17 protein-coding genes are annotated in these 25382 nt (G+C 61.4%); 8 read left to right on the top strand and 9 right to left on the bottom strand.

What is annotated here, in order from left to right; all coding sequences use genetic code 11:
• Positions 1 to 12: 12 nt before the first annotated feature.
• Positions 13 to 1653 carry a GH35 family beta-galactosidase gene (locus tag GRAN_RS11405; RefSeq protein ID WP_241654515.1) on the bottom strand — a complete coding sequence of 547 codons (1641 nt, stop codon included), beginning with the start codon at positions 1651 to 1653 and terminating at the stop codon, positions 13 to 15.
• 222 nt (positions 1654 to 1875) lie between these two features.
• On the opposite strand from GRAN_RS11405, the gene GRAN_RS11400 reads away from it, so the two are divergent.
• From GRAN_RS11400 to GRAN_RS11365, 8 genes are all read left to right on the top strand, one after another.
• Positions 1876 to 4095 (top strand): alpha-galactosidase, encoded by a 2220-nt coding sequence (locus GRAN_RS11400; RefSeq protein ID WP_241654514.1) that lies wholly within the window; start codon positions 1876 to 1878, stop codon positions 4093 to 4095.
• Positions 4096 to 4130: 35 nt separating this feature from the next.
• Positions 4131 to 6539 (top strand): glycoside hydrolase family 2 TIM barrel-domain containing protein, encoded by a 2409-nt coding sequence (locus tag GRAN_RS11395; protein ID WP_338323432.1) that lies wholly within the window; start codon positions 4131 to 4133, stop codon positions 6537 to 6539.
• A gap of 388 nt (positions 6540 to 6927) precedes the next feature.
• Complete coding sequence (locus tag GRAN_RS11390; RefSeq protein WP_241654513.1) at positions 6928 to 10512, top strand: TonB-dependent receptor; 3585 nt, start codon at positions 6928 to 6930, stop codon at positions 10510 to 10512.
• Between the two features lie 61 nt (positions 10513 to 10573).
• Positions 10574 to 11992 carry a tetratricopeptide repeat protein gene (locus tag GRAN_RS11385; protein ID WP_128913183.1) on the top strand — a complete coding sequence of 473 codons (1419 nt, stop codon included), beginning with the start codon at positions 10574 to 10576 and terminating at the stop codon, positions 11990 to 11992.
• A gap of 92 nt (positions 11993 to 12084) precedes the next feature.
• Positions 12085 to 13152 carry a hypothetical protein gene (locus GRAN_RS11380; RefSeq protein WP_241654512.1) on the top strand — a complete coding sequence of 356 codons (1068 nt, stop codon included), beginning with the start codon at positions 12085 to 12087 and terminating at the stop codon, positions 13150 to 13152.
• A gap of 2 nt (positions 13153 to 13154) precedes the next feature.
• Positions 13155 to 14357 carry a hypothetical protein gene (locus GRAN_RS11375; protein ID WP_128913181.1) on the top strand — a complete coding sequence of 401 codons (1203 nt, stop codon included), beginning with the start codon at positions 13155 to 13157 and terminating at the stop codon, positions 14355 to 14357.
• A 210-nt stretch (positions 14358 to 14567) separates the two neighbouring features.
• Entirely contained in the window at positions 14568 to 15149 is a 582-nt protein-coding gene (locus GRAN_RS11370) for a RidA family protein (RefSeq protein ID WP_128913180.1), read from the top strand.
• Between the two features lie 24 nt (positions 15150 to 15173).
• Complete coding sequence (locus tag GRAN_RS11365; protein ID WP_128913179.1) at positions 15174 to 16586, top strand: aminotransferase class V-fold PLP-dependent enzyme; 1413 nt, start codon at positions 15174 to 15176, stop codon at positions 16584 to 16586.
• 219 nt (positions 16587 to 16805) lie between these two features.
• Here GRAN_RS11365 and GRAN_RS11360 read toward each other — a convergent pair whose 3' ends face one another.
• The 8 genes from GRAN_RS11360 to GRAN_RS11325 all read right to left on the bottom strand — a co-directional run bounded on the left by GRAN_RS11360 (position 16806) and on the right by GRAN_RS11325 (position 25286).
• Positions 16806 to 18059, bottom strand: a complete 1254-nt coding sequence (locus GRAN_RS11360) for an ABC transporter permease (protein ID WP_128913178.1) — start codon at positions 18057 to 18059, stop codon at positions 16806 to 16808.
• Positions 18059 to 18757: an ABC transporter ATP-binding protein gene (locus GRAN_RS11355; RefSeq protein WP_128913177.1), complete on the bottom strand. Its 699-nt coding sequence runs from the start codon at positions 18755 to 18757 to the stop codon at positions 18059 to 18061. Before GRAN_RS11355 ends, GRAN_RS11360 begins: the two co-directional genes overlap by 1 nt.
• A gap of 12 nt (positions 18758 to 18769) precedes the next feature.
• The gene (locus tag GRAN_RS11350) at positions 18770 to 19207 is read right to left on the bottom strand and encodes a DUF3299 domain-containing protein (RefSeq protein WP_128913176.1); all 438 of its coding nucleotides are present in this window, start codon (positions 19205 to 19207) and stop codon (positions 18770 to 18772) included.
• A gap of 119 nt (positions 19208 to 19326) precedes the next feature.
• Positions 19327 to 20646 (bottom strand): amidohydrolase/deacetylase family metallohydrolase, encoded by a 1320-nt coding sequence (locus tag GRAN_RS11345; RefSeq protein WP_241654511.1) that lies wholly within the window; start codon positions 20644 to 20646, stop codon positions 19327 to 19329.
• A 172-nt stretch (positions 20647 to 20818) separates the two neighbouring features.
• The gene (locus GRAN_RS11340) at positions 20819 to 22429 is read right to left on the bottom strand and encodes a PLP-dependent transferase (RefSeq protein ID WP_128913174.1); all 1611 of its coding nucleotides are present in this window, start codon (positions 22427 to 22429) and stop codon (positions 20819 to 20821) included.
• Between the two features lie 69 nt (positions 22430 to 22498).
• The gene (locus tag GRAN_RS11335) at positions 22499 to 23011 is read right to left on the bottom strand and encodes a RidA family protein (RefSeq protein WP_128913173.1); all 513 of its coding nucleotides are present in this window, start codon (positions 23009 to 23011) and stop codon (positions 22499 to 22501) included.
• Positions 23012 to 23034: 23 nt separating this feature from the next.
• Positions 23035 to 24330, bottom strand: a complete 1296-nt coding sequence (locus GRAN_RS11330) for a selenocysteine synthase (protein WP_128913172.1) — start codon at positions 24328 to 24330, stop codon at positions 23035 to 23037.
• 173 nt (positions 24331 to 24503) lie between these two features.
• Positions 24504 to 25286 carry an RraA family protein gene (locus GRAN_RS11325; protein ID WP_206662755.1) on the bottom strand — a complete coding sequence of 261 codons (783 nt, stop codon included), beginning with the start codon at positions 25284 to 25286 and terminating at the stop codon, positions 24504 to 24506.
• Positions 25287 to 25382: the final 96 nt, after the last annotated feature.

Genomic DNA, 25382 nt, shown 5'->3' with positions numbered 1-25382 from the left:
TTGTCGGCACCCTTACTTCTTGATCTCGGTGTCGGTCAAGGGTAACGCATGGAAGCGAATCCGAACCAGTTGATGAGTTCCCGAATGGAAGTTCAGGCCGCGATCGGTCTGATCCCCGTTCCAGATGCGCGTCCTCGTCCAGGTCCCGTTCTCGTATCGACCCTCTTCCGCAGTCAGGATCTCGAGCTGCTCATTGTGCGCCGTGCTGTAATCGCTGGCGAAGTGAAAGCTCACACTGGCATCAACGCCCGTCACGACGAACTCGAGCGGTCCGGTCTGCGCGACCAGCACGCGCCCATGCGTGTCCGTCGTTCCCGGAGGCATCTGGCCATCGTGCTGCGGATAGCCGAACGAGATGATGGCATCGACGTCGCCGAACTTCAGCGTCTGCCGCTGCGTGCCCGGCTCTTCGATCGCGGTCTGAAGCTTGCCATCAAGGTTCCATTGCGCGATCTGCTGCTGGATCGGACCGACCAGCGCATAGTTCTCGGAGAGATAGTCGGGCATCTCGTGCTTCGTTGTAGACCAACTCGTGTAGTCCACGCCAAAGGGCGAGAAGCCGATGGCTCCATGTCCGAGCGCATAGAAGAAGTACCGGCCGAAGTTCTTTGTCCTCCCCGTTTCGGGGACGAAGAGCGGGTTGTCCGGGCGATGGTAGGCCGAGACTACGCTCCGAAAGAAGGAGACATCGTCTGAGTAAAAGTCAGGCGCAAGCACATCGATCGCGGGCGCGGCAGCTTTCCAGATGTCGATATTCTGCTGCTGAGGTCCGCCGCTCGGATACTCCTGCCCTGCACTCGCGCGGTCGCGATTCTCGAGCGCATGAACCGGATACGTGACCCAGACATTGCAATACATCGGCAAAGGATATTCAGCCTTGCCCGCCGCCGCTATCTCGCCGATGTAGTGAGCAGCCGCATATGCAGCGAAGCTCTCATCCGCATCCGCACCGAATACCTGCGACCACGTGCCGTCCTTCTTATGGAGCGCGCCGGCGAAGGACGCGGGCACATTCCCAACGAAAAGCTTCTGGGCCGCTGGCGAAAAGTCGCGTACCGATCCGACCGAACCGGACTCATTCTCGACCTGGATCATGATGACCGTGTGCCGGTCCCCATCGATCTCATTCAGGTGGCGCATCAGCATTGCGAAGGCGTGCTTGTCCGCTTCCATGGTTGTCGTCGAGTGCGGTGACATGACATCGAGCAGCTTCCCGTAAGCCGTTTCCTCGCGCGGATACTTCTTCGGATCGGTCTTGATCCACTCCGGAACATAGTGATTCTGTCCGTTCTTCCACGTCCCGAACCACAACACAACGAGATGCATCTGGTTCTCGCGCGCCTGATTGACCAGCAGATCGACGTTCGAAAAGTCGAACTTGCCCGGCTCGGGTTCCATCAACTCCCAGTACACGGGGGCTTCAACCGTGTTCACATGCAGATCGTGAAGCGCGGGCCAGACGTCGGGCAGCGTGGACGCCCAGGAGCTTGAATTGTTGATCTGCGCGCCGAGTACGAGGAAAGGTTTACCGTCGACGACAAGCGCATACCGGCCATCGCGTTTTTCCAGCCGCGGCATCTCCTGTGAGGCGGCCGCGATCGACCAGAACGAAAGCAGAACCGCTGCGGCACAGCCAAAACGGGCGAATTTCAACGTCGTACTCCCTTTTGCGGAAAGCTCGCTCGACACATGACTGCCGACGCGTCGTGATCTTAGCCGCTCGCGGCAGGGCCTGTCGAATGAAGCCTTTCGTCGGGGCGCAAGTTGATTGACGTGGATGTATACGCGTACATTGAACCCCATCGGGTAACAGGAACTCCCACGGCGCCGCTCGGGCAGCCTGACTGCCCCAAACGAGTCCCTGAAGGAGCTCACGTGCATCGCCAGGTCTGCTTTTCCCTTCTCTCTGCCGCTTTTCTCTCCCTGCCCGCGTTCTCCCAGTCGGCCATTCGTTACGACGCCACGGCTCACGTCTGGCAGATGTCCGCCGGTGAGATGACCTATGCAGTCGGCGTCAACGACCAGCATGCTCTCCAGACGATCTACTGGGGACCGCGCCTCGATCCAAAGGCCGCTCTCCCGGCGCCAAAGTCGCTTCCAGAAACCGCGTCATTCGATCCTCCCATCGCGACGACCCCGCTCGAGTACGCTGGCTGGGGCGGCGGACTGCCGACGCAGCCGGCCCTCAAGATCAGCTTCCCCGACGGCAACCGCTCCCTCATCCTTGATTACCTGGATACGAAACAGACCTCCGGGCCAGACGGCGAGCAGTTGGAGATCACCCTCCGCGACCGTCTCGCCGAGGTCTACGTCCACCTCTTCTACAAGGTCTACCCGCAAGGAATCCTCGCCCGCTGGTCGCAGATCGAGAACCGCACCAAGGCCACGATCACCGTCGAACAGGCGGCCTCGGCAACCCTGAACCTCCCGCCCAGCAGCCACTATGAGATGAAATCACTGCACGGCCGCTGGGGGGCAGAGTGGCAGGTTCAAACTGAGCCAGTTCAGCAGGGGCACACCGTCCTCGAGAGCCGCCGCGGCAGCACGTCGCATCAGACGAACCCGTGGTTCGCCATCGGCCGCACCGGCGAAACAACCGAGGCTGATGGCCCCGTCTGGTTCGGCGAACTCGGCTGGAGCGGAAGCTGGCAGATCGACGTCGAGCAGACCGAAAGCCATCGCGTGAAGATCACCGGAGGCTACAACCCATTCGACTTCGCCTACCCCCTCGCCCAGGGCCAGTCCCTCACGACCCCGATCTTCTACACCGGATACACGAGCAAAGGCAACGGCGAGGCTTCGCGCATCCTGCACAAGTTCCAACGCGAACAGATCCTCCCTGGCTTCCCCAGGCCAAAGCTAAGGCCCATCATCTACAACTCCTGGGAGGCCACCGAGTTCAACGTGAACGAGGCCGGCCAGCTTGCGCTCGCTGAAAAAGCCGCAAGCATCGGTGTCGAGCGCATGGTCATCGATGACGGCTGGTTCGGCCAACGTGCCACCGATCACGCCGGTCTCGGCGACTGGTATGTCAACCAGACCAAGTTCCCGCACGGCCTCAAGCCCGTCATCGATCGCGTCCACCAGCTTGGCATGGACTTCGGCATCTGGGTCGAGCCTGAGGCGGTAAACCCGGACAGCGACCTCTACCGGAAGCATCCCGATTGGGCGATGAACTTCCCCGGCCGTCCGCGCACCGAGGCCCGTACCCAGCTCATGCTCAACCTCGCCCGCGAGGATGTGAAGCAGTACGTCCTTGGTTTTCTCGACAAGCTAGTCACCGAGAATGACATCGCCTTCCTCAAGTGGGACTACAACCGCAACTGGTCCGAGCCCGGCTGGGACGCCATGCCGCTGGCCGAGCAGAAGGAAATCTATGTCCGCTACACGGACAACCTCTACTGGGTCCTCACCGAGCTTCGCAAGAAGCACCCCAAGCTCGAGATTGAGTCCTGCTCAGGCGGCGGTGGACGCGTCGATCTCGGCATCCTCAAGCTCACCGAAGAGGTATGGCCGTCGGACAACACCGACGCGCTCGACCGCCTCGACATCCAGAACGGCTTCTCGCAGGCCTACACCCCCGGCGTGATGGTGGCCTGGGTTACCGACGTCCCCAACTATCTCGACAAACGCGTCATCCCGCTGCAGTTCCGCTTCCTCGTGGCGATGGGCGGAGCGCTCGGCATCGGCAGCGACGTCACCAAGTGGACGGCGGAAGAGACCGCCCTCGCAACCCGCCTCGTCGCGTTCTATAAGACCATTCGTCCAACCGTGCAGGAGGGTTCACTCTACCGTCTGATCGCGCCGGAAGGCAGCGAGCAATCCGCTGTCGAGTACGTCGCGAAGGACGGCCACCAGGCAATTCTTTTCGCCTATCTGCACTCGCAGCACTACGGCCAGCCCTTCCAGACGCTGCACGCGCAAGGACTCGACCCCGCCGCGATGTATCAGATCAAGCCGCTCGATCCAGCCAAGGCTCCCACACTTCCTGCCCAGATGACCGGCAGTGAGTTGATGGGAGTCGGCCTGCAACTGCGCCTCGGCGGCGACTACGACAGCACCGCCGTAGTCCTCGAAAAGACATCAGCGAAGTAATCGATTTCCTTCAACAACAAAAGCACAGGAGCACCATGAATCCCCGCATCATGAATCGTAGATCCTTTCTCAAGTCCGGCAGCGCACTCGCCGCCGCAGGCACCGTCACCCCCGCCGCTCTTGCAAGGGCCGTTGCGCCAGTCACCACGCCGGGCGGCCGCACCATCCTACCCATCAATCGCGGATGGCGCTACAGCCCCAAGACCTCCGAAGCAGCCCATGCCGTCGCCTTCGACGACTCCGCCTTCGACAAGGTCGTCGTGCCCCATACCAACGTCCGCTTGCCATGGCACGGCTTCGACGAGAAGACGTACACCTTCATCTCCGTCTACCGCCGCCCGCTGAACATCCCTGCCGAAGCCCAGGGCCGCCGCGTCTTCGTCGACTTCGAAGGCGTCATGACCGCCTCCACCGTGTATCTCAACGGCACCAAACTCGGCGAATATCGCGGCGGCTTCACGCCGTTCTCCTTCGAGCTCACCAAGCATATCGACCCCTCCGGCAAGAACATCCTCTCCATCGACGTCGACTCGACCGAACGCGCCGACATCCCTCCCTTCGGCAACGAGGTCGACTACCTCACCTTCGGCGGCATCTACCGCGAGGTCGCCCTCCGGATCGTCCCACAGACCTTCCTCGAAAACATCCACGCCCGCCCCATGAACGTCCTCGGCCCCAACCCCACGGTCGAGGTCGAATGCTTCCTCGACCGCGCCCCCGCCACAAACCTCGGAGCCCTCTCCCTCTCTGTCGAGCTTCGCCGCACACCGGACGGCAAAGCGATCGCCGCCGCAACCCACAAGCTCTCCGCGCCCACCCCAACCGAGCACCACGCAGCCGATGACGACCAGGCCGCCGGCGCTCTCCCGCCCGTGACCCCCGTACCGAACTCCTTCACGCTCACCCTCGAAAAACTCGGCAGCCTCGACCTCTGGGACCTCGAACACCCGAACCTCTACACCGTCCACGTCCAGCTTCTCGAAAACGGCAAGGTCATCGACGAGGACACACGCCGCATTGGCTTCCGCGAAGCCATGTTCACCCCCAAGGGCTTCTCGCTTAACGGCAAGATCATCAAGCTCCACGGCCTCGATCGCCACCAGACCTTCCCCTGGGTCGGACAGGCGATGCCCGGCCGCGTCCAGCGCCAGGACGCCAAGATCCTCCGCTACGACCTCCGCTGCAACATCGTCCGCACCTCGCACTACCCGCAGTCGCGCCACTTTCTCGATGGCTGCGACGAGATCGGCCTGCTCGTCCTCGAAGAGATCCCCGGCTGGCAACACATCGGCGACAAAGCCTGGCAGGACGTCGCCGTCGACAACGTCCGCCGCATGGTTCGCCGCGACTGGAACCACCCCTCCATCATCCTCTGGGGCGTCCGCATCAACGAGGCTCCGGACAGCCACGACTTCTACACCCGCACCAACGCCGTCGCGCACTCCCTCGACAAGGGCCGTCAAACTGGCGGAATCCGCAACTTCTTCACATCCGAACTCCTCGAAGACGTCTTCACCATCAATGACTTCGGCTGGCCCCTGCAGGCCCCAAACCATCCGCTCTACCTGAACACCGAGTTCGTCGGCCACACCTTCCCGACCAAGACCATCGACGCCAAGGAACGCCTGCAGGAACACACCGTCCGCCACGCCCGCATCCACGACCAGATCGCCTCCAACCCCCAGTATTCCGGCGGCATCGGCTGGTGCGCCTTCGACTACAACACCCACGGCAACTTCGGCTCCGGCGACCGCATCTGCTATCACGGCGTCACCGACATCTTCCGCACCCCCAAGCCCGCCGCCGGCTTCTACAAGTCCATGTGCGAGCCGTCTGAAGAGATCGTCGTCGAGCCCGCCTTCCACTGGTCGCGCAACGATGAGTCCATCGGCTTCACCAACGCCATCATCTGCTCGAACTGCGACCACCTCAAGCTCTTCGTCATCGGCGACAAGGGTACCCGCATGGTCGCCGAGGGCGGGCCGGACCGGAAGCAGTTCGCTCACCTCAAGTACGCCCCCTTCAACTTCGACCTTGGCGAAGGCCTCCGCGACTGGGGCGACCTCCGCATCGACGGCTTCATCGCCGGCAAGCAGGTCATCTCCAGGAGCTACTCCGGCAAGGGCGTCGACCACGCCTTCGTCCTCCTGCCCGATGACAAAGAACTCACCGCCGACGGAGCCGACACCACCCGCGTCGTCCTCCGCGTCAACGACGAGTTCGGTCGCGTCCGCCCCTTTGCCGCCGACGCCATCACCTTCCACCTCGAGGGCCCAGCCGACCTCATCGGTGACAACCCATTCGGCCTGATCGGAGGCACGGGAGCCATCTGGCTGCGCGCAAAGGAAGAGCCCGGGACAGTCCGCCTGACCGCGACGCATCCCATCCTCGGCAAACAGACAATCGAGCTACAGCTCTCCGCGTCCCAGCCAGAAAAGGCCTGAGGCCCCACCCGCACTGAATCTTCACGTCGTCGAAATACGGCGCAGATCAATCCCGGCGTTACCCGGGTGAGATTTGCGCCGTTTCTTTGCTGGCGGCGCGCGTTTCAGGGCTACAACTTCCGGGTAAGCGCTTACCCAACCTTCTGCCCGGTCAAACCTTTGACCTGCCGGTTTCGGAACGCGGCCCTGCTCTGGTCACATCATCTCTCCACCTTTTGGACGATTTGCCTTGACAGACGTGTTCACGGTGCCTAGTTTTGCAAGCGCTTACATTACATGGCTTTCTTGGCACCGAATCAGGGATTCTCACCGACGCCAGGGTCTTGTAACGCCGCGCAAGTCGACCGCAAACCACGATGAGCAAGAACTATTAGGACGGAGTGAATACATGAAATTTTCAGGCCACAACCGCAGATCGACGCTATGGGCAATGGTGACACAGGCTTTCCTGTGCTTCCTGGTTCTTACGGGCGCCGCAACGAGGGCAACCGCACAGGCTGACCAGGGCGCCATCGTCGGAGTCATTCAGGATTCCACCGGCGCTGTTATCCCCAACGCGCAGGTGACCCTCACCAACCCGGATACGGGCCTCACCCTGAAGGTCGAGAGCGATTCGAGCGGAAACTACGTGTTCTCGCCGATCAAAATCGGAACCTACAGCGTGGAAGCCACCGCGCCAGGTTTCTCGCCATCGCGTACCGAAGGTATTCAGCTCCACGTTCAGGATCGCGCCGAAGTCAATCTTCAACTGAAGACGGGCTCACAGACGACTGAAGTGACCGTCACCACCGGCCCAGCTCTCCTCCAAACGGAAGAGGGCTCTACCGGTCAGGTCATCGAGTCCAAGACCATCAACGAGACGCCTCTCAACGGCCGTAACTGGGTCTTCATCGCGCAGCTCACAGCCGGCGTCGCTCCGGCAAACGGCGCACGTGGCCAGAAGGGCGGAGACTTCAACGCCAACGGTCAGCGCGCTGAGCAGAACAACTACATCATGGACGGTGTCGATAACAACGTAAACGTCGTCGACTTCTTCAACGGCGCAAGCTACGTCGTTCGCCCCCCGCCAGATGCCCTCGCCGAGTTCAAGGTGCAGACCGGTTCCTACAGCTCCGAGTTCGGCCACTCCGCCGGTGCCGTCGTGAACGCCTCCATCAAGTCCGGAACCAATAACATCCATGGCTCCCTCTGGGAGTACATCCGCAACGACGCCTTCGACGTGCGCGAGTTCTTCCAAGGCACCCTGCCCATCGCCAAGTACCGCCAGAACCAGTTCGGCGCTACACTCGGCCTTCCCATCATCAAGAACAAACTGTTCTTCTTCGGTGACGTCGAAGCAGACCGTATCGTCTTCGGCGAAACGCACTCCACCCAGTCTGTCCCGACTGCGCTCATGCGGACCGGCAACTTCAGCGAGCTCCTGAACAAATCACTCGTCAACGGCAACACGATCCAGCTCTACGCTCCAAGTACGACCGCGAACGGCACGACCCTTGTCGCCAATAACCGGCTCGATCAGCAAGCAGGCGTGACGCTCGACCCGGTCGCCGTCAAGCTGCTCAGCCTGTTCCCCTCCCCGAACGTCGGCGTCCCCGGCCAGACCTACAACAACTACGTCAGCCAGACCGCCACCCGCGACAACACCTTCCAGTGGGATACCCGCGCGGACTGGAACATCAGCAGCAAGGACCAGATGTTCGGTCGCTACAGCTATAACCACGAGCCCTCCACCCACCCTGCTCCTCTCGGAGCCATCCTTGACGGCGGCGGATTCGGCGACACCGGCCAGCTCGTTCAGCTGGGCGAAAACTTCGCCGGTAGCGAAACGCACATCTTCACCCCCACTCTGACCAATGAATTTCGCTTTGGCTATAACTATGGCCACTATGCGGGTCTTCATAACAACGCCAACAACACCTCGCTCGCCTCCAGCCTCGGGTTAGGTGGTGTCCCGACGTCTCAGAACAACGCCGGCCTGCCCTTCTTCAGCGTCTCCGGTCTGTCAAATTTTGGTTCGCCTCAGTTTTATGCGACGAACGAGTACGAGAACGTCTACCAGATCCTCGATAACGTCACGAAGGTCCTGGGCAACCACACCCTCAAGGCTGGAATTACCATCCAGCGCATTCGCTTCTCGACCTCTCAGCCGACCCAGCCACGTGGAACCTACACCTACACCGGCGTTTACACCAGCCAGGTGGGAACTCCGAACACAGGTTACGGCGTTGCCGACTTCATCACAGGCAACATGAACAGCGCGGCCATCTCCAACGTCTTCACCTCGGATGACGTCCGCTTCAATCGCGCTGGTTACGTGCAGGACGACTGGAAGGCCAGCCAGAAGCTTACCCTCAACTACGGTATCCGTTATGACTACTCGACACCCTATCTCGAGCGTCACGACAACCAGGCAGCCTTCGTTCCCACCAGCGCATACACCTCTGGCGGCACCGCCACGGGCATCTATTACATTCCTAAGAGCAAGCAGAACGTGGCCATTCCGGCTAAGTTCCAGCAGCTTCTTGCGGAAGATCACATCGCGCTCACCTACACCAACAATCGCTACCTCGTGAATCCGCAGAAGACGAACTTCGCTCCACGTGTCGGCTTCGCTTATAAGGCGACGGAGAAGGCTGTAATCCACGGAGGCTATGGCATCTTCTTCGGTGGTCTCGAGAGTACCGGTTACTACCCGAACTTCGGCGAGAACTTCCCATTTGAGTTCGATTCGTCGTACGCTGCGACCGGAAGCTGCACCCTCAATGGAGCCTGCCCCACCAACGGTTACACTCTGGAGTCTGGTCTTCCTCAGGCCATTACTTCGCCCAGCCAGCCCACGCTGCGCGGTGGTGAAGGCAATGTGCGCACCCCTTACAGCCAGCAGTACAACCTGACCGTCGAGTACGGAATCAGCAGCAGCATGGTGGCGTCCATCGGCTATGTCGGTTCGGTCGCTCGCCATCTGCAGTTCTTCCCGAACCCGAATGGCCAGACTGCGCTCACCCCGAACGGATTCAGCGGCTACACCGACGCTAACGGCGACAAGCTGAACCCGCTACAGCCCTTCCCGCACTTCAATGGGTTCTCGTTCACCGCGTACGATGGGGCTTCGAACTACAACTCGCTACAGGGAAGCCTGGAGAAGAGACTCACCAAGGGTCTTAGCTTCCTCACGACCTACACCTACGCACACTCTCTGGACAACGCCGATACCCCCCTCGGCAGCTCGAATGACCAGGGAACCCGCAGCCTTAACATCCTCGGCCTCGGAGCGGATTACGGTCCGTCCGGCTTCGACGTCCGTCACCGCTATACCCTCAATGGCAACTACCAGCTTCCTTTCGGTAAGGGTCAGAAGTACGTGAACAGCGGCGGCATCCTGGATTATGTTGTCGGTGGATGGTCGAGCAGCTTCGTCTTCCGCGCGCAAACAGGACAGCCTCTCACCATCGGTACGAACGGAATCACCAGCCCGGGCGGCGCTTCATACAATGCCATCAGGATCGGCGATCCCTTCTCTGCCGGCGGAAGCGCGAACTCTACCAATTCTGGAATCACCTGCCCCACTAAGGTGCGGACAGTCCAGAACTGGTATAACCCCTGCGCCTTCAAGAACCCGGAGGCTGACAACATCGGCTACACCGCTGCCTTCTATCCGGACGGCAAGACTCACATCCCCAACACGGTCACCGGCCAGGCCGCCTACGCATACGTGGGCAGCAACCGTGGGCAGACTTCCAGCCCGGGGTATGAGCGTGTCGATATGTCTCTCTTCAAGTCCTTCCACACCTTCCGGGAGCAGGCGCTCCAGTTCCGTGCGGATATCTTCAACTTCCTTAACACCCCTGCTTACGGTGCGCCGAGCACCGTGAACATCTCCAGCACAGGCGGCCAGATCAGCGGTTCGCGCACCTTCCAAGCCAACACGCCTGACTCGCGCTTCTTCCAGTTCGCGTTGAAGTACACCTTCTAACTCCACCAACCCAGGCGGATGCGCTCGCAACCACGAGCGCATCCGCTAACATCTTTAAGCGATGCCTTCTTTCCTCCAGACCGCGCTTTCCCCCGCTCGAAGCGCAGCTTTTGTCGCAGGCATTCTCCTTTGCCACACCCCCCTCGCAAGACCCCAGACACAGCCGGCCAAGCCAATGACATCCGCCGATCGCGCTTCCATGCGCACCGCGCTCGAAGCCTACGATCAAGGGAAGGTCCAGCAAGCCGAACCCACCCTCCGCGATCTGGCCGCACGGTACCCGAAAAACTACGAATCCAATGAAGCTCTTGGCAGTCTCTACACAGAGACGAACGATCTTCCTCACGCACTGATCTATCTCCGTCGCGCCTCCACCATCTCCCCCAAAGAATCTCTCGCCCACGCCAACCTCGGCGCTCTCTATCTGAAGATGTCGAAAGCTCCCGAAGCCGTCCAGGAACTCCAGGCGGCCGCAAAGCTCGATCCCGCGAACGGAGCCACCCAGGCGAACCTTGGACAGGCGCTCATGCTCGCCAGGCAGCCAAAGGCCGCCGCCCAGGCCTTCGCCGCGGCCGCCGCAATCAGCCCCGACGACGCGGACCTCAAATACAACCAGGCGCTCGCCCTCTACGACAGTGGCTCCGCACGCGAAGCCGGAAGCATCCTCGACGCACTCCCACAGGCATCCTTCACTCCCGAAATGCATTCGCTCGCGGGAGACGCCGACGAGCATGCCGGCGAGTTCACCAAGGCACTCGCCCACTACGAAGCAGCCGCCAAGGCAAGCCCGTCCGACGCCACCCTCTACGCCGTCGTCGCCGAACTCCTCCGCCACTGGAATTGGGAGGAAGCCATCCAGATAGCCGATTACGGCGCCACCCAGTATCCATCAAACGAACATTTCCGCATGGCCTCCGGCATCGCTCACTATGCCAAGAGTGACTACCCCTCAGCCATCGTTACGTTCTCGAGCCTCCTGCAAGCCGACCCCAACAACGCCCTCGCCGCCGATCTCCTCGGCCGCAGTTGCGCTGCTCTCGCCGACGGAGAGAACACGGGCTGCGCCGTCGTCGCCGACTTCGCCCAGCGCCACCCCGGCAACGCCGTCATGACCACCTACGCCGCCGTCGCCATCCTGCATGCTCCGGAGCACGAGCAGAACCTCGATAAGGCCGCCGCCCTCCTCAAAACAGCCATCGCCGACGACCCCAAGTACGCCGAAGCCTATCTCCGCATGGGCGTTCTCGAGCAGATGCGCCTGCACTGGGCCGAAAGCGCTCCCTACCTCGAGCAGTCCATTGCCTTGAACCCAACCGCTCCCGAGCCCCACTACCGCCTCTCCCGCGCCTACGCGCACATGGGCCGCTCCGAAGATGCGCAGGCCCAGATTGCCCTGCACAAGACCTACTCGCAGCAAGCCAAGGATTCGCTCGACGCCAGGCTTCAGGAGGTGATGCGATTCGTCCTCAATCCAGGCTGAAATCCCAGCTGAACGCGAGCCTCTGCGAGTTCGCCGCCAAGCAGTCCTTCGACCGCCGCGAGTTCCTGCGCGCCGCCGCAGGAGTCTCCGCCATGGGTGCGCTCAGCGGCTTTACTCCCCTGCGCGCTATGCAGGCCCAGCGCAAGCCGAAAGTAGTCGTCGTCACCTTCGGCGGAGGCGCACGCGATGAGGAGACCTTCGCGCCCGAGGGCCAGGAGAACATCCCGCACATGCTCGGCGAACTCATCCCGCAGGGCACCTTCTACACGCAGGTCATCAACCACGGTATCCTCGGCCACTACGTGGCCACCGCCTCCCTCGCGACCGGCTCTTACGAGACCCTCAACAACTTCGCCTCCACTCCCCCCGGCAACCCCACCATCTTCGAGTACTACCGCCGCGACCTGAAGCGCCCCGTCGAAGACGCCTGGGTCATCGCTCCGAGCAACGGCTTCAACCGCATCGGCGGAAGCAGCCACCGCGCCTACGGCCCCAACTTCAGCGCCGAGGTCGTCCTGCCCAAGCAGCTCCTGGCCGCCTCCATGTCCGGCGGCACAAGCACGGACTATCTCCACCTCCTCCGCGACAACTACGAGACGCCCCTCTTCGCCCCGCCCATCGCCTCCGACGAGGTCAACCTCCAGCGCACCGCCGACCTCCTCAAGCTCTCCGTAGCCGACTTCAACGCGCACGCCCGCAGCCTTGCCAGCCCCGATGAGCTCTCCGTCTACATCGCACGCCAGCTCATGACCCAGGTGTCCCCAAGCCTCATCTGGATCACCCTCCACGACATCGACATCGCCCACTCCGGCGCATATTCCCTCTACACAGACGGCATCCGTCGCTCCGACCGTCTCTGCGCCGACATCTGGAACACCATCGAGAGCCTTCCCGAGTACAAGGGCCGCACAACCCTCTTCATCCTCCCTGACTTCGGCCGCGACTCCGACACTAACCCCGCCGGCAACGGCTTCCAGCATCACCGCACCGGCGACGCCCTCTCCCGCACCACCTGGATGCTCGCCCTCGGCCCCGGCGTCCGCCAGAACTTTGTCGTCGACCGTCCCGTCGACTCGCTCGACCTCGTCCCCACGCTCGGCAAGCTCATGGGCTTTTCCCCCACCTACGCCGCAGGCAAGCCTCTTGTCGAGGTCCTCTAGTCATGCAGCCTGCCCAGCTCACCGCCGCATCCTTCTCAGGCTACCCACCCGAAGCCCGTGCCCTCGCGACCTCCCAACTCGCACTTCTGCGCGAGATCCCCCTGCCCCTCCTGCCGATCCTCCTCCGCGAGCTCATCGCCTACGACTGGAAGCTCCCCGCCGAGCGCCGCGAGCTCAACAACCAGTTCACCTGGCTCACCAGCCTCACTCTCGCCCAGCGCACCAAGGCCCTCGAAGACTTCAGTACCCTCCCACTCGAGCCCTCGCTCGCCGAAGTCGACTGGATCAACAGCCCCTCCGCCTACATGGAGAAGCTGACCGCGTGGCTCTGGAGCTCACAGCGCATGCCCGCCTTCCGCACCATGGCGGACGCCTACACCTCCGCCGTTAACGCCGCGATTCCACCGGCCCAGCCGTCGATGCCACGCCTCGGAATCGTTATCGTCGGCTCCGGCGCTACCAAGCCCGCCACCCCGCTCTTCCGCAAGCTCAAGCCATCCGGAGTTCACCTCACCGGCATCGTTCCCGAAGGCGCGCTCCCCACGCTCCTTGAAGCTGCGAGCAGCCGGGCCGCATCGAACCCCACGAGCTACCAGCACTGGTACATCGACGGCGGCTCTTCGCACTCCGCGCCTCACCTCACCCAGGTCTCCTACGCCGGGCTCGATCAGCCCCGCACCACGCTCCTCACCCGTATCCAGCAGGCGATCGCCACCGGCAGCATGGGGCCCGAAGAGCTTCGCAGCCTCCTCACCCGCATCCAGCCATCCGACATAGGCCTCGCCACCCCTCCGGGCCAGGCAGCCCTGAGCCACTTCCAGCTCAGCCTTCTCACCGAGGGTGCCGGAGCCCAGATCTTCGCCACCACCTTCGTGCAATGGGCCGCCCGCGAGTGCATCCGCCGCGCCCAACCCGAGACCATACTCGTCCGCTATGCCCCCCGCCAACAAGCCCAGACGATGAATGCCATGCTCACCGGCGCACCTATCACCGGCATCGACCCAACGGGCTCCCTCGTCGACGCCGATATAGGTGCCTACTACACCTGGCTCAGCCTCCGCCGCCTGACCGGCTCGGACCAGCTTCGCTTCCTCGTCTGGTTCGAAGACCACGCCGAAGGAGTGGCCATCGGCCCCGGTCTCCCCGCCGGAACCACCTCCGACTCCCGCATGACGATGAAGCAGGTCCTCACCCTCCTCGCCTGAGGAAAGCCGGCATGATCTAGGTCTTGCGACCCATGACACCGGTTTACAGCGGCGTTAGAATCGCAAGAAATTTCCTCCAGCATCGCCGTATTCCTCCACGTTGTTCGACTCCAAAGTTTCTCGAGACCGGAAACTCTGGCGTCCGCAGTCCGTCTCTTATCCACACCCGTGAATCTGCAATCGCACGTTAAGTTGTGAAGGAGAAATTCGATGGAGATCAACACCCGCCGCCGCTTTTTCGGAAGCATCGCCGCCATGGCGGCTTTCGTCACCGGCTCCCCACTGTTCGCCCAACAGGCCCCTCCCGCAGCCCCGACAGCGCCTCCCGTTCCTGCCCCGGGACCTGGCGGTGACCGTCCCCGTCGCGGCGGCGGAAATCACACCCACAACGGCATCTACTACTTCTCCGGCACCGGATCCAATGACGGCTACCCCAAGGAAGACCACGTCCTCGTCACCGACCCCTTCGAGAAGCACGTCACCCGCACCATGGACGCCCTCAAGAAGTCCGTCGAACGCGCCGGTGCAAGCATGGACAGCATCATCCACCTCGAGGTCTTTCTCTGCCTCCCCCACGCCGACAGCTACACCATGCCCACCGGCAAGGCGCGCTTCGACGCCCACAAGGCACAGTACGACGCGCTCAACAAGATCTATGGAACCTACTTCTCCCCCGGCAAGGCTCCATCCCGCGCCTGCATGGCGCTTGAATGGATTCCGGGCGATTCGCTCATCGAAATCGTCGGCAGCGCCGCTGTCCTCAACCCACCCACCCCGCCCGCTGGCGCATAATACGACCCCCGAAAGGAAGCACCCATGAGTTTTACGTCCGGTTGGAATCGTCGATCGTTCCTCTCGTCCGTTGGCGCCGCTGCCGGAAGCCTCTTCGCTCCGAAGGCTGCCTTCGGCAAGTCCAAAGACAAGTCCAACGACAAAATCAACATGAAGCACGGCGTCGATGGCAGCCCCATCGTCCCCATCACCTCAGGTCTTGGCTCAACGGGTGACATCTACGCCGAGCTCGGCGTAAAGCCACTCATCAACACCGTCGGCACCGTCACCGTCATCGGCGGATCGGTCATGAAGCCCGAGGTCATGGAGCTCATTCGCCGCGGCAACGAGCACTTCGTCCTCATCGACGAGCTCGAGATCGCCGCCGGCAAGTTCATCGCGAACCTCTGCAAGTCCCCCGCGGGTTACACCGGCCTCGTCACCGGCGGCGCGGCAGCGGCCATGGTCGTCGGCTACGCCGGCATGATGACCGAAGACCTCGAACCCCGCATGAAGATGATCCCGGATGTTGCCGACTTCCCCCGCAACGAAGTCATCATCCAGAAGAGCCACCGTTACAACTTCGACCACCAGATCCGCCAGACCGGCGCGAAGCTCATCGAGGTCGTCACCCGCGAAGAGATGATCGCCGCCATCAACCCCAAGACGGTCGCCATCCACTTCACCAACATCCAGTCCGACAACGGCAAGGTGAGCGGGCCCGAGACAGTCGAGATCGCCCGCGCGCACAACATCTACACCTTCAACGATGCTTCCGCCGACGTCCCGCCCGTCTCGCGCCTCTGGGAGTATCCCGCCGTCGGCTTCGACATGGTCACTTTCTCCGGCGGCAAGGACATCTGCGGCCCCCAGGCCTCGGGCATCCTCATCGGCAAGGAAGAGCTCATCCGCTGGTCGCTCATGAACATGAGCCCGCAGGAAGACCGCATCGGCCGTTGCTGCAAGGTTGGCAAGGAGACCATCTTCGGCCTGCTCAAGGCGCTCGAGATCTTCGTCAACCAGGACTATGACGCCACCCTCCGCATGTACGACGCCCGCGCCCAGCTCATCTCCGACGCGATCAAGAAGTTCGGCGTCATGGCGAAGCCGCGCGAGTTCAACCCCAACGCTCTCGGCAACGTGACCCCGCGCTATAGCTGGCAGATTGACCCCGCGAAGCTCAAGCTCACCGGCAACGATGTCATGCAGGCCCTCGCCGACACCAAGCCCGTCGGCATCGGCAGCTTCGGCGCCAACGCCGCCGGTTTGCGCGGACGCAACCCGGGCGAACCCGCAGGCGGAGCCCCCCAGGAGCGCCGTCCGCGCACCCCGCGTCCCGGCCGCCCCGCTCCTGACCCCAACAGCTTCGGCTTCGCCGTCTGGCAGCTCAAGGAGGGTGAGGACAAGGTCATTGCCGACCGCCTCGTCGAGATCTTCAGCCAGGCCCCCAAAGCCTAGCTCTGACGTGGTTGCTGTTGCCGTTCTGGCTGTCATTCCCGAAGGGAATCTGCGTTTCGCCTTCGCCCAAAACGCCCATCAGGCCAAACCTGATGGGCGTTTCTTCGTCTTCCCATCCCCACCACATAATCCGGGTGCCCCACCTTCGCCGACAGCCTCATCGTCGGCTAAGGCGGGAAGGCACTCCCACCCAACCGCCAGGAGTCATAGCCGAGGGACCTACCGAGCGTTCAACCCATCCACCAGCGAATTCCGATAAGCCCGGAAAGCCGGAATCGCGCCAAGCAGTGCCCCCGCTACCAGCGTGGCCACCGCATAAAGCTCCACCCTCGTCGAAAGCCCAACCAGGGCAATCGGCAACCCGAAGCGATTCTCGATCGTGCTCCGCAGCACAAACAGCAACCCGTAGACGGCACCAATCCCAAGCACCGTCCCCGTAGCCGCAATCAGCGTTGACTCCAGCAGGAACAGGGTAAAGATCTGCCGCGCGTGCAGCCCAACCGCCCGCAGGATCGCAATCTCCCGGCGCCGCTCGTTCAACGCCGTATAGAGCGCAATCAGCATCGCCAGCAGACCCACCACAAGCACCGCACCCGACACAAGCGACAACGCCGTATCCGCGTAGTCCAGCAAACTCCAAAGCTCCTGCAGCGTATAAGCCGGAATGATCGAAGTAAGCGGCTCCGGCTTGTAAGTATTGATCTCTCGCTGCAGATAAAGCGTACTGATCCGCGACTTTGCCCCGAGCAGGAACGAAGTAATCTCATCCACCTTCAGCTTCGAGGGATCGAGCTTCGGAACCGCCTCCCCGATTGCTGGAGGCGTCCCATCCGTCCACCCGATGTGCATCGCCTCGTCGCCCAGCAGCGTCGTATACAGCGCCCGATCCACAGGAGTAGCCGTCTGCCCAAGAATCCCGACCACGGTGAACGGTGTCGCATCATGATTCAGGATCGACTTCGACTCCACCCCATGCGCCAGGACGATCTGCTGGCCAAGCTTCAATCCAAGCCGGCTCGCGACCTCAGCTCCGACCGCAACGTCGAAGATCCCATTCGGCACCCGCCCCTCGGCCATCACAAGGCTCTTCGACCCGCGGTACTGGTAGTGCTTGTAAAAATTCTCGTCCGTCGAAACGACCCGGTATCCCTTGTAAGAATCTCCCATCGAGATCGGAATCGTCCACCCCACAGCCGGATGATGCGCGAAGTGCTGATACGTGTCCCACGAGATGTTGTTCGACGCATTGCCGATATGAAACACCGTCGAGAGCAGAAGCGGCAGCCCCCCACCCCTCGCCCCGACGATCAAGTCCGTCTTCGAAAGCGTCCCCGAAAAGCCTGCCTGCGCAGCGTCCCGCAGCCGATCGACCCCGACCAGAAGCATCACCGAAAGCGCAATCGAAAACACCGTCAACGCCGTTGTCAGCGAACGCGCCCGCAGAGACTTGAAAGCCAGCCGAAGCAGCACCATCAGCCCGCCACCCCCGCCCGCAGCCCTTCAAGAGAAAGCATCTCGTCAAAGTGAGAAGCAAGCGACCGGTCATGCGAAACAAAGAGCAGCGTCGTCGGATCCTTCGCCTCGCTCGTCACCTCGGTCAGCAACGCCAGAAAGGCATCCCGCCGATCTGTATCGAGCGAAGACGTCGGCTCATCGGCAATCACAAGCTCCGGAGCCCCGATGATCGCCCGCGCAATCGCCACCCTCTGCTGTTGCCCCGTCGAAAGGTGGGTCACCGGGGCATCGAGATGCGTGTGGATATCCAGCCGCCGCGCCAGCCGCGCCACCTCATCCACAACGGATCCCGCCACAATCCGCTTCCGCCGGGCCGGGTGCAGGTCACACGGCAGCGCGATATTCTCGGCTACCGTGAGGTAAGGAATCAGGTTGAACCCTTGGAAGATGTACCCAATCTGCGACCCTCGCAGCGTATCCCGAGCCGGAGCCGAGAGCTTAGTCAGGTCCTGTCCAAGCACCGTCACGCTTCCCCGCTGCGCCACCAGCACACCCGAGATCAGCGAAAGCAGCGTCGTCTTGCCGCTTCCCGAAGGCCCATGCAGAAATACCCGCCGCCCCGCCGGAACGCTGAAATCGTCAATCTGCAGAATTGGATGTCCCGGCTTATACCCGAACTGAACATCCCGAAGATGAATCGCAGCCGCAGTCGTCATCGAACCCCGAACCTACTGTTCGTACGGCTTCACCGTGTTGCCGTCCATCGAAAACGACACATCCCCATACGGGCTGTCGACCGTCGACACATGCAACTGACCCGTCACCATGATCGGGTCCGTGAACGTCATCTTCGCCTTCTGATTCCTAGTCAGCTTCACATAGATCATCTGGTTCGGCGGAGGCGGCGGCACATGGATACAAGCCCCCGCAAACGGTACCAGCAGAAACTCCGTCACCTGGTCCGCGTCATCCTCGAGCGGCACCATGAACCCCGGAACCGATACCACCTTATTGTTCAACGCGGTAGCCGGAGAACTCACCTTTGGCGACGTCAGAGTCTTAAGCGTATTCCACGCAACCGTGGTCGGAGGACCCACAGGAACAGGCGCGGCCAGCAACATCCCGGTCGACAGCACACCAGCCAGAACAGCCGTCACTCGCTTCATCGTTCCCTCCAGGCAGCTATCGCCTGCATACCCTGACGTTGCCACCACCTGTTTAGATGCGCCCGATACAGAAACGGCGTCCGATCCCTACGGACGCCGCATCCTGGCCACCCACCTCTCTACTTCGGCGTAGTCGGGGCCGGAATGGAACCCACAGGCACCGACGCCGGAAACCGCTGTCCGTGCGTCGCCCCAAACGGCCGCTCATTGAACGTAGTCCACCGCCGCGACTGCCTCTGGTCAGCGGAGTGCTCCGTCGCATCCCACATATCCGCCGAGATCCCGTTCAGGTCATACACAACCTTCCCATCCTTCAGCGTCAGTTCGCACACCAGCTTCTTGGTTCCCATCATCTTCGTGTTGTACATGTCGACGAAGCCATAGTTCCCGGTCTCCATCGACAGCACAGCCACATCGGCAATCGCCCCAACCGACAGGTTCCCAAGCTGCTCCTGCTTGATCTCACGCGCCGGATGCCATGTCATCTGCGCGATCACCTCCTGCGTCGTCTCGCCAATCACCATCATCTTGTCTGCGACATTCAGGATGTCTTTCATGCCGTTGTTCATCGACCCGATATGGAGGTCGGTCGAGATCGAATCCGGCTTATACCCCGCCTTCAAAATCGGAGCCGCCACGGTCCACGCGAACGACCCGCCACCATGCCCCACGTCGCAATAAATGCCGCGCTTCCGCATGATCAGAAGCGCCTCCGAAGGCCCGCCGGTCTTCTGGTCCTGCTCGCCGCGCAGCCCAGAGAAGCAGTGCGTATAGATATCGCCCGGCCGAAGGTGCGACGACACTAACTGGATCAACGGCCGCTCCACCCGGTTCGCACCGTAGTCGATCATCACCGGAATATTCGCAATATTCCCCGCGATCACCGCTTGGTCATACGGCTTCCACTCCGGCCCGGTAAAGTGCGCGCTCTTCACGCCCACGATCACGCCCGGAAACAGCTTCGCCTTATCGCCGGTCAGCTTGCCATCCATGTCGTCAAGGTTGTCTTCGTACTTGCCTCCACGCATACCCGAACCAACGATGTTCAACTCGGCCAGCACACGTGTCTTCGAGCGATCGATGATCTTATCCTTGAAGTCATCGAAGTTCTTCCACCCCGAGCTGCCGGCGTCCACGATCGTCGTCACGCCGTTGCGCAGCGTGAACCCATCCGGATACACCGACTCATCTCCGGCATACGACCCACGCTCGCCCGTGCCCGTATACACATGCGTATGTAGATCGATCAGCCCCGGCGATACATACAGCCCCTTCACATCGATCGTCTTTAGCGCATCCGACGTCTTCAGGTCCGCGCCGACAGCCGCAACCTTCCCGTCCTTGATCCCGACGTCGCTGATCGCGTCGATACGGTTCTTGTCATCGATCAGGTGCCCGCCCTTCAGCAGCAGGTCATACGGAAGCGGATTCGGCGGCATCGGCGGCCGGTTCCGTCCCTGCGAAAACGCGGCAGTCGATAGAAGAACGGTACAACTGAAAACGGCTCGGCAAAGCGGACTGACCTTCATGATGTGACCCCTCAAAGATGAATGCTGAGACTGCAATCGCGAAAAAGAAGGATCCGGAGAAGACACCCTCCGGACCGTCAAACTATGCCTTTGTCGCCGTAAACGTCGCGGCGCCATACTCGCCCATCCGCACATCGCCTGACAAGGTATTGCCAGAAAGAACGCCCGTAAAGACGAAGGAGATATAAACCCCGCCACCGATCATTGAGCTTCGCAGCATGACGTGATCGGCATCGATCTTACCCGTGAGCGGCGCGTCGTAGATCTCGCCCTTGTGTTGCCCCTTCACCGAAGCTCCATTCTGCTCCAGCACGAACTGCTGTTCGCCTACGCCGCGTGTGTACTTAATCTTCACATTCCACGTACCGGCAAGCTGCGCCGTAGCTCCTGTATACACAGGAGGATTCTCGAACTTACCGGGGTTCCGCATGTACTTCGAAATAGCAGCCGCAACAATCTTGTAATCGCCGGGCATCATCATGTACGGCATGATGTTGAGCGATGAGTTCATCATGTCCGGCCGCCGTCCGGAGCCACCGCCAATCAGGATCCTCGGCGTTCCCTTGTCGAGCATCGCAACAAGCTCCGTTCCCGTGATCCCGACCTTCGCCGCATCCCACATAATGTCGAGCGTCGGGGCGCGGTTCGAGAGATCGTCGTCCGGCATGTTGATCTTCGTCGTCACCGACGGAATATCCTTCACCGCATTCGCAATATAAGTATCCCATTCCAGCCATTGCTTCTGCTCCGCCGCATGGTCGCGCTTGTACCACTCACGCACGGCAGCGAGCATGCCCATCTGCTCTTCCTTGCCGACCTTGAGCGCACGCCCCCAGTTATGGTGAGGAGCAGCATTCCAGAACGCCGCCGCACACAAGTCTTTCGGTCCAAGCAGAACGCCCGCCGCCTGCGGCCCCCGCATACACTTACCGCCCGAGTAACCGACAAACGTCGCACCCGCCGCAAGGTGGATATTCGGAACGATCGGCTCTTCCGCCGCCGCATCCACGAACACAGGAACATTCTTCTCCTTCGCAATCGCGCACACGACCTTGATCGAGAGCTGATTCGTGAACGCCTCAGGCCCCGAAAGCAGATAGATCATCGCCGTGCGCTCACTGATCTTCGAGCGAAGATCCTCCACCGTCTCCACCTCGACGATCTCAGGGCCCGACATGCGCACACCGAAGTCATACTGGTTCCGCGAGTACTTCGGAATGATGACCTGATCCTTCGTCTTCTTGTACGGCATCGCCTGCGACTTCTCAGGATCCGTGCCTACGATGCAGGCCACCGTAGCCAGCGCAATCGCTGCCTCGCAACCCGTCGTCACGATCGCCATCGGCGCCCCCATATGCATCGCGATCTCCGCGCCGATCGCCGGCATCAGCTCATCAAGATGCACATAGTACTGCGACGCCTCGTACATCGCCTGCTTCACCTGCGGAAGAGACTGCGAGCCCGAGATGATCGTATACGTTCCACGCGCATTCACGATCGGCCGTACCCCGATCTTCGTGTACAGATTCTCCGTCGCGCTCACCGGGAACGCGGGCTTCCAAGCAGCCTGTGGCGGATCGATCAGCGCCGCCGCGGAAGCCGACATAGGAGACATTGCGGCCCCGGCCGAGAGGATACCGGACTGCTTGAGGAGGTCTCGCCTGGACCAGCGCGCCTTGCCGAAGAGTGACATAGTATTCGCCTGTTCTTTCGTAATTCGTGATTGCTCGTGCGCGCCGATCCAACGAGTGAGGGGAAGGATCTAGATAGAAGCGATGCAGTCGATCTCGACCAGCGAGTTACCCGGAACACCGCCCGCGACCGCGATCGTCGTCCGCACCGGAGGCACGCTCCCCCAGCGTCCCTGGTACACCGAGTTCATGCCCGCGTAGTCCTTCAAATCGCTCAGATACACATTTACCTTGAGCACCTTCTCCATCGAAGAGCCCGCGAGCTTCAGGTTTGCCTCCAACTCATCAAGTACGTGCTTCGTATGCTCCTCAATCGTGCCTTGAAAATGTGCCCCAACGCCTGCAAGAAACACGAGATTGCCGAAGCTGATAATGCCGTTGAACAGTGGTGGCTTATCCGGAGCCGCACCCGGAGTCGGCGCAAGCACCTTATCTCCACTCGGCGCACGCTTCACAGCCTTCTTCTTCCACTCAATAGCCGGAGCCTGTGCCTGCGCCTCCGGAATCATGGCAACCGCGCCAGTCGCGCCGACCGCCGCCGCTGCGGCATTCTTCAAAAGTCCCCTGCGTGTCTGCTTTTCCATCGTCATCATCCCTTCGTTTCTATCTAAGCTTTCTTGGTAAGAGCAGCGCGAATATGCTTGCCCACAATCTCATCCTCACCCGGCTGCAGCATCCACACCCCAACCACAAGCGTGTTCGCATCCGACGGAATCCCCTGGTTGGGCTTACGCCCGGTGTTCGGATTCAACTCGATCGAAGGCGTCTGCGCCCGCAGGGCCGCCACGATCTCCTTCGTCGTCGTGCCGGTAGCCGCCGGGTCGAACCGGATCAGCAGGTGCGGCACATGATTCGCAATCTTCGGAACCACCGTCTCCGTCTTCACCGACGGAATATCTTTCACCTGCTTCACAATCACATCGACGCGCTTCTGGTAGTCGCCCTGCATCGACTCTTCCGTATGCGAAAGCACCCAGTCGACCGCCGCCACCATGCCGACCACCTGCTCCTTCGCCACCTTCATCCCGCGCCCAACACCATCGCCCGGATTGTTGTTCTGGTTCGCAAGATCGATCAACTCTTTCTTACCTAGCAGGAGCCCGGCGTTCTGCGGCCCGCGCATTCCCTTGCCACCCGAGAAGGCAACAAGATCGAAGCCCATCCCCGTGTACTTCCAAAGATTGGAAATCGGAGGCATATCCGCCGCCGCATCGATGTGGCATGGAATCCCGTGGTCATGCGCCACCCGCAGCCACTCCTCGCGCCCGATCTGCGCCGTCCCCGGCAGCCCGTCTTCTTCCTCCGCAGCATTGAAGAAGTTCGTCATGATCGCATTGCCCGCGTCGCACGCACGCTTGTAGTCGTCCATCGTGACGACCTCCGTCACGCGCGCTCCGCACAGAAACATCGCATGGTCATACCCATACCGATGCGCCTTCTGCACAATCACCTGGTTCTTCATGCCATCGATCGCCTGAGGCATCGCCAGCGGGCTGATGTTATTCGCATGCTGCATACAAGCCGCGGTCGCGAGACTGATCGCCCCCGAAGCACCCGAGGTCACAATCGCGCCCTCGCACTGCAGCTTCTTCGCGATGTACTCACCCGACTTCTGCTGCAGGTCATGCAGCCTTACCGGGTGCAACGCGGCCTTCTGCACCGCGGCCAGCACCGACGGAGGCATGCACGCCGCCGTGAACATCGTGTACGTCCCCGCGGCGTTGATGATCTTCGTCACGCCCAGCTTGTCGTAGTAGTCCTCGCCTTCAGGCAACGTCGGCTCGGCAAGGGCCCTGGCCGAAGACATCGCGGGTGCAAGGCCAACCGTAGCGGCAAGCGAACTGGTCCACTGAAAGAAGCGGCGTCGAGAGAGAAGACCGGCTCGAACTTCGGGCGTCTGCATGGAGTGCTCCGTGACTCCTCTGAGCGCCAAAGCCAGCCGGGAAGGCTCATCAGGCAGGCATCAGCGCAGCAGAAGCAAGAGGGGAATCAGATGGAACCATTCAACGACAGATTCACACATTTGTCATAGGGCAAATGCTGTAGCAACTAAACTACCTCACTCGACGCGAGACCCTAAATCCGCCCGAACTGCTTCACCGCCTCGACGATCGAGTGAAACTTCTCGATGTACGGATACATGCTGTGCTCGCTGTTATCCAGCTTCTGCGCAAGCACCAGAACCTCCGCCGCCCGCGCCCGTGGCACGACGACAACACCATCCTGATCGGCACAGATAATGTCGTTCCCGTTCACCATCGTGCCCGCCATCTCGACCGGCACATTCATCCCGCCGAACCGGTAATGCGACACCGACGTCGAGGGCACCGCGCCCGTCGAATACACCGGAAACCCGATCCTCTTCAACTGCGGCAGATCCCTTACGCCCCCATCCACAACCGCGCCGGCAAACCCACGCGCGAACATCGCCGTCCCCATCAACCCGCCCATGCCGGCAATATCCGCGCCATCCTCCACCTTCATCACGTACACCGATCCGGGCCCACCGCTATCGATCGCCGACAGCATCCCGCCGAGTGCGTTCGGATCCTTGTTCTCTTCCTTCTTCAGCAAGACCGTCAACGCCGTACCCGCGAACTTCGTCGGAAACACAGGCTGCATCGCATGCGACATGTAGTGCTTCTCATGCAGCATCTGCTCTTCCGCATCCGACACCGAAGCCGCCTCGACATGCCGGTAAGCCTCCAGCATCTTCACCGGATCCTTCTCGTAATCGGCCGCCGTCATCGGAGTATCGGCATACACCATAACCCCGAGTGCAGTCGTCGCAAGCACGCCAAGCCCCGCGGCAAGATACAAACCCTTCCGAACCAACCCCTGTGTCCGAGCAAACAACATGTGCAGCATCTCCAGCCCAATCAGATGACTACGATCCTAGCGCGTATGATCCGCAAAAGAAAACAGCCGCCGAAGTCGACCCTCGGCGGCTGTCAG

This window comes from Granulicella sibirica, assembly GCF_004115155.1.
GTDB lineage: Bacteria > Acidobacteriota > Terriglobia > Terriglobales > Acidobacteriaceae > Edaphobacter > Edaphobacter sibiricus.
The sequence above is the reverse complement of the archived record's forward strand: the minus strand, read 5'-3'. Positions and strand labels throughout refer to the sequence as shown.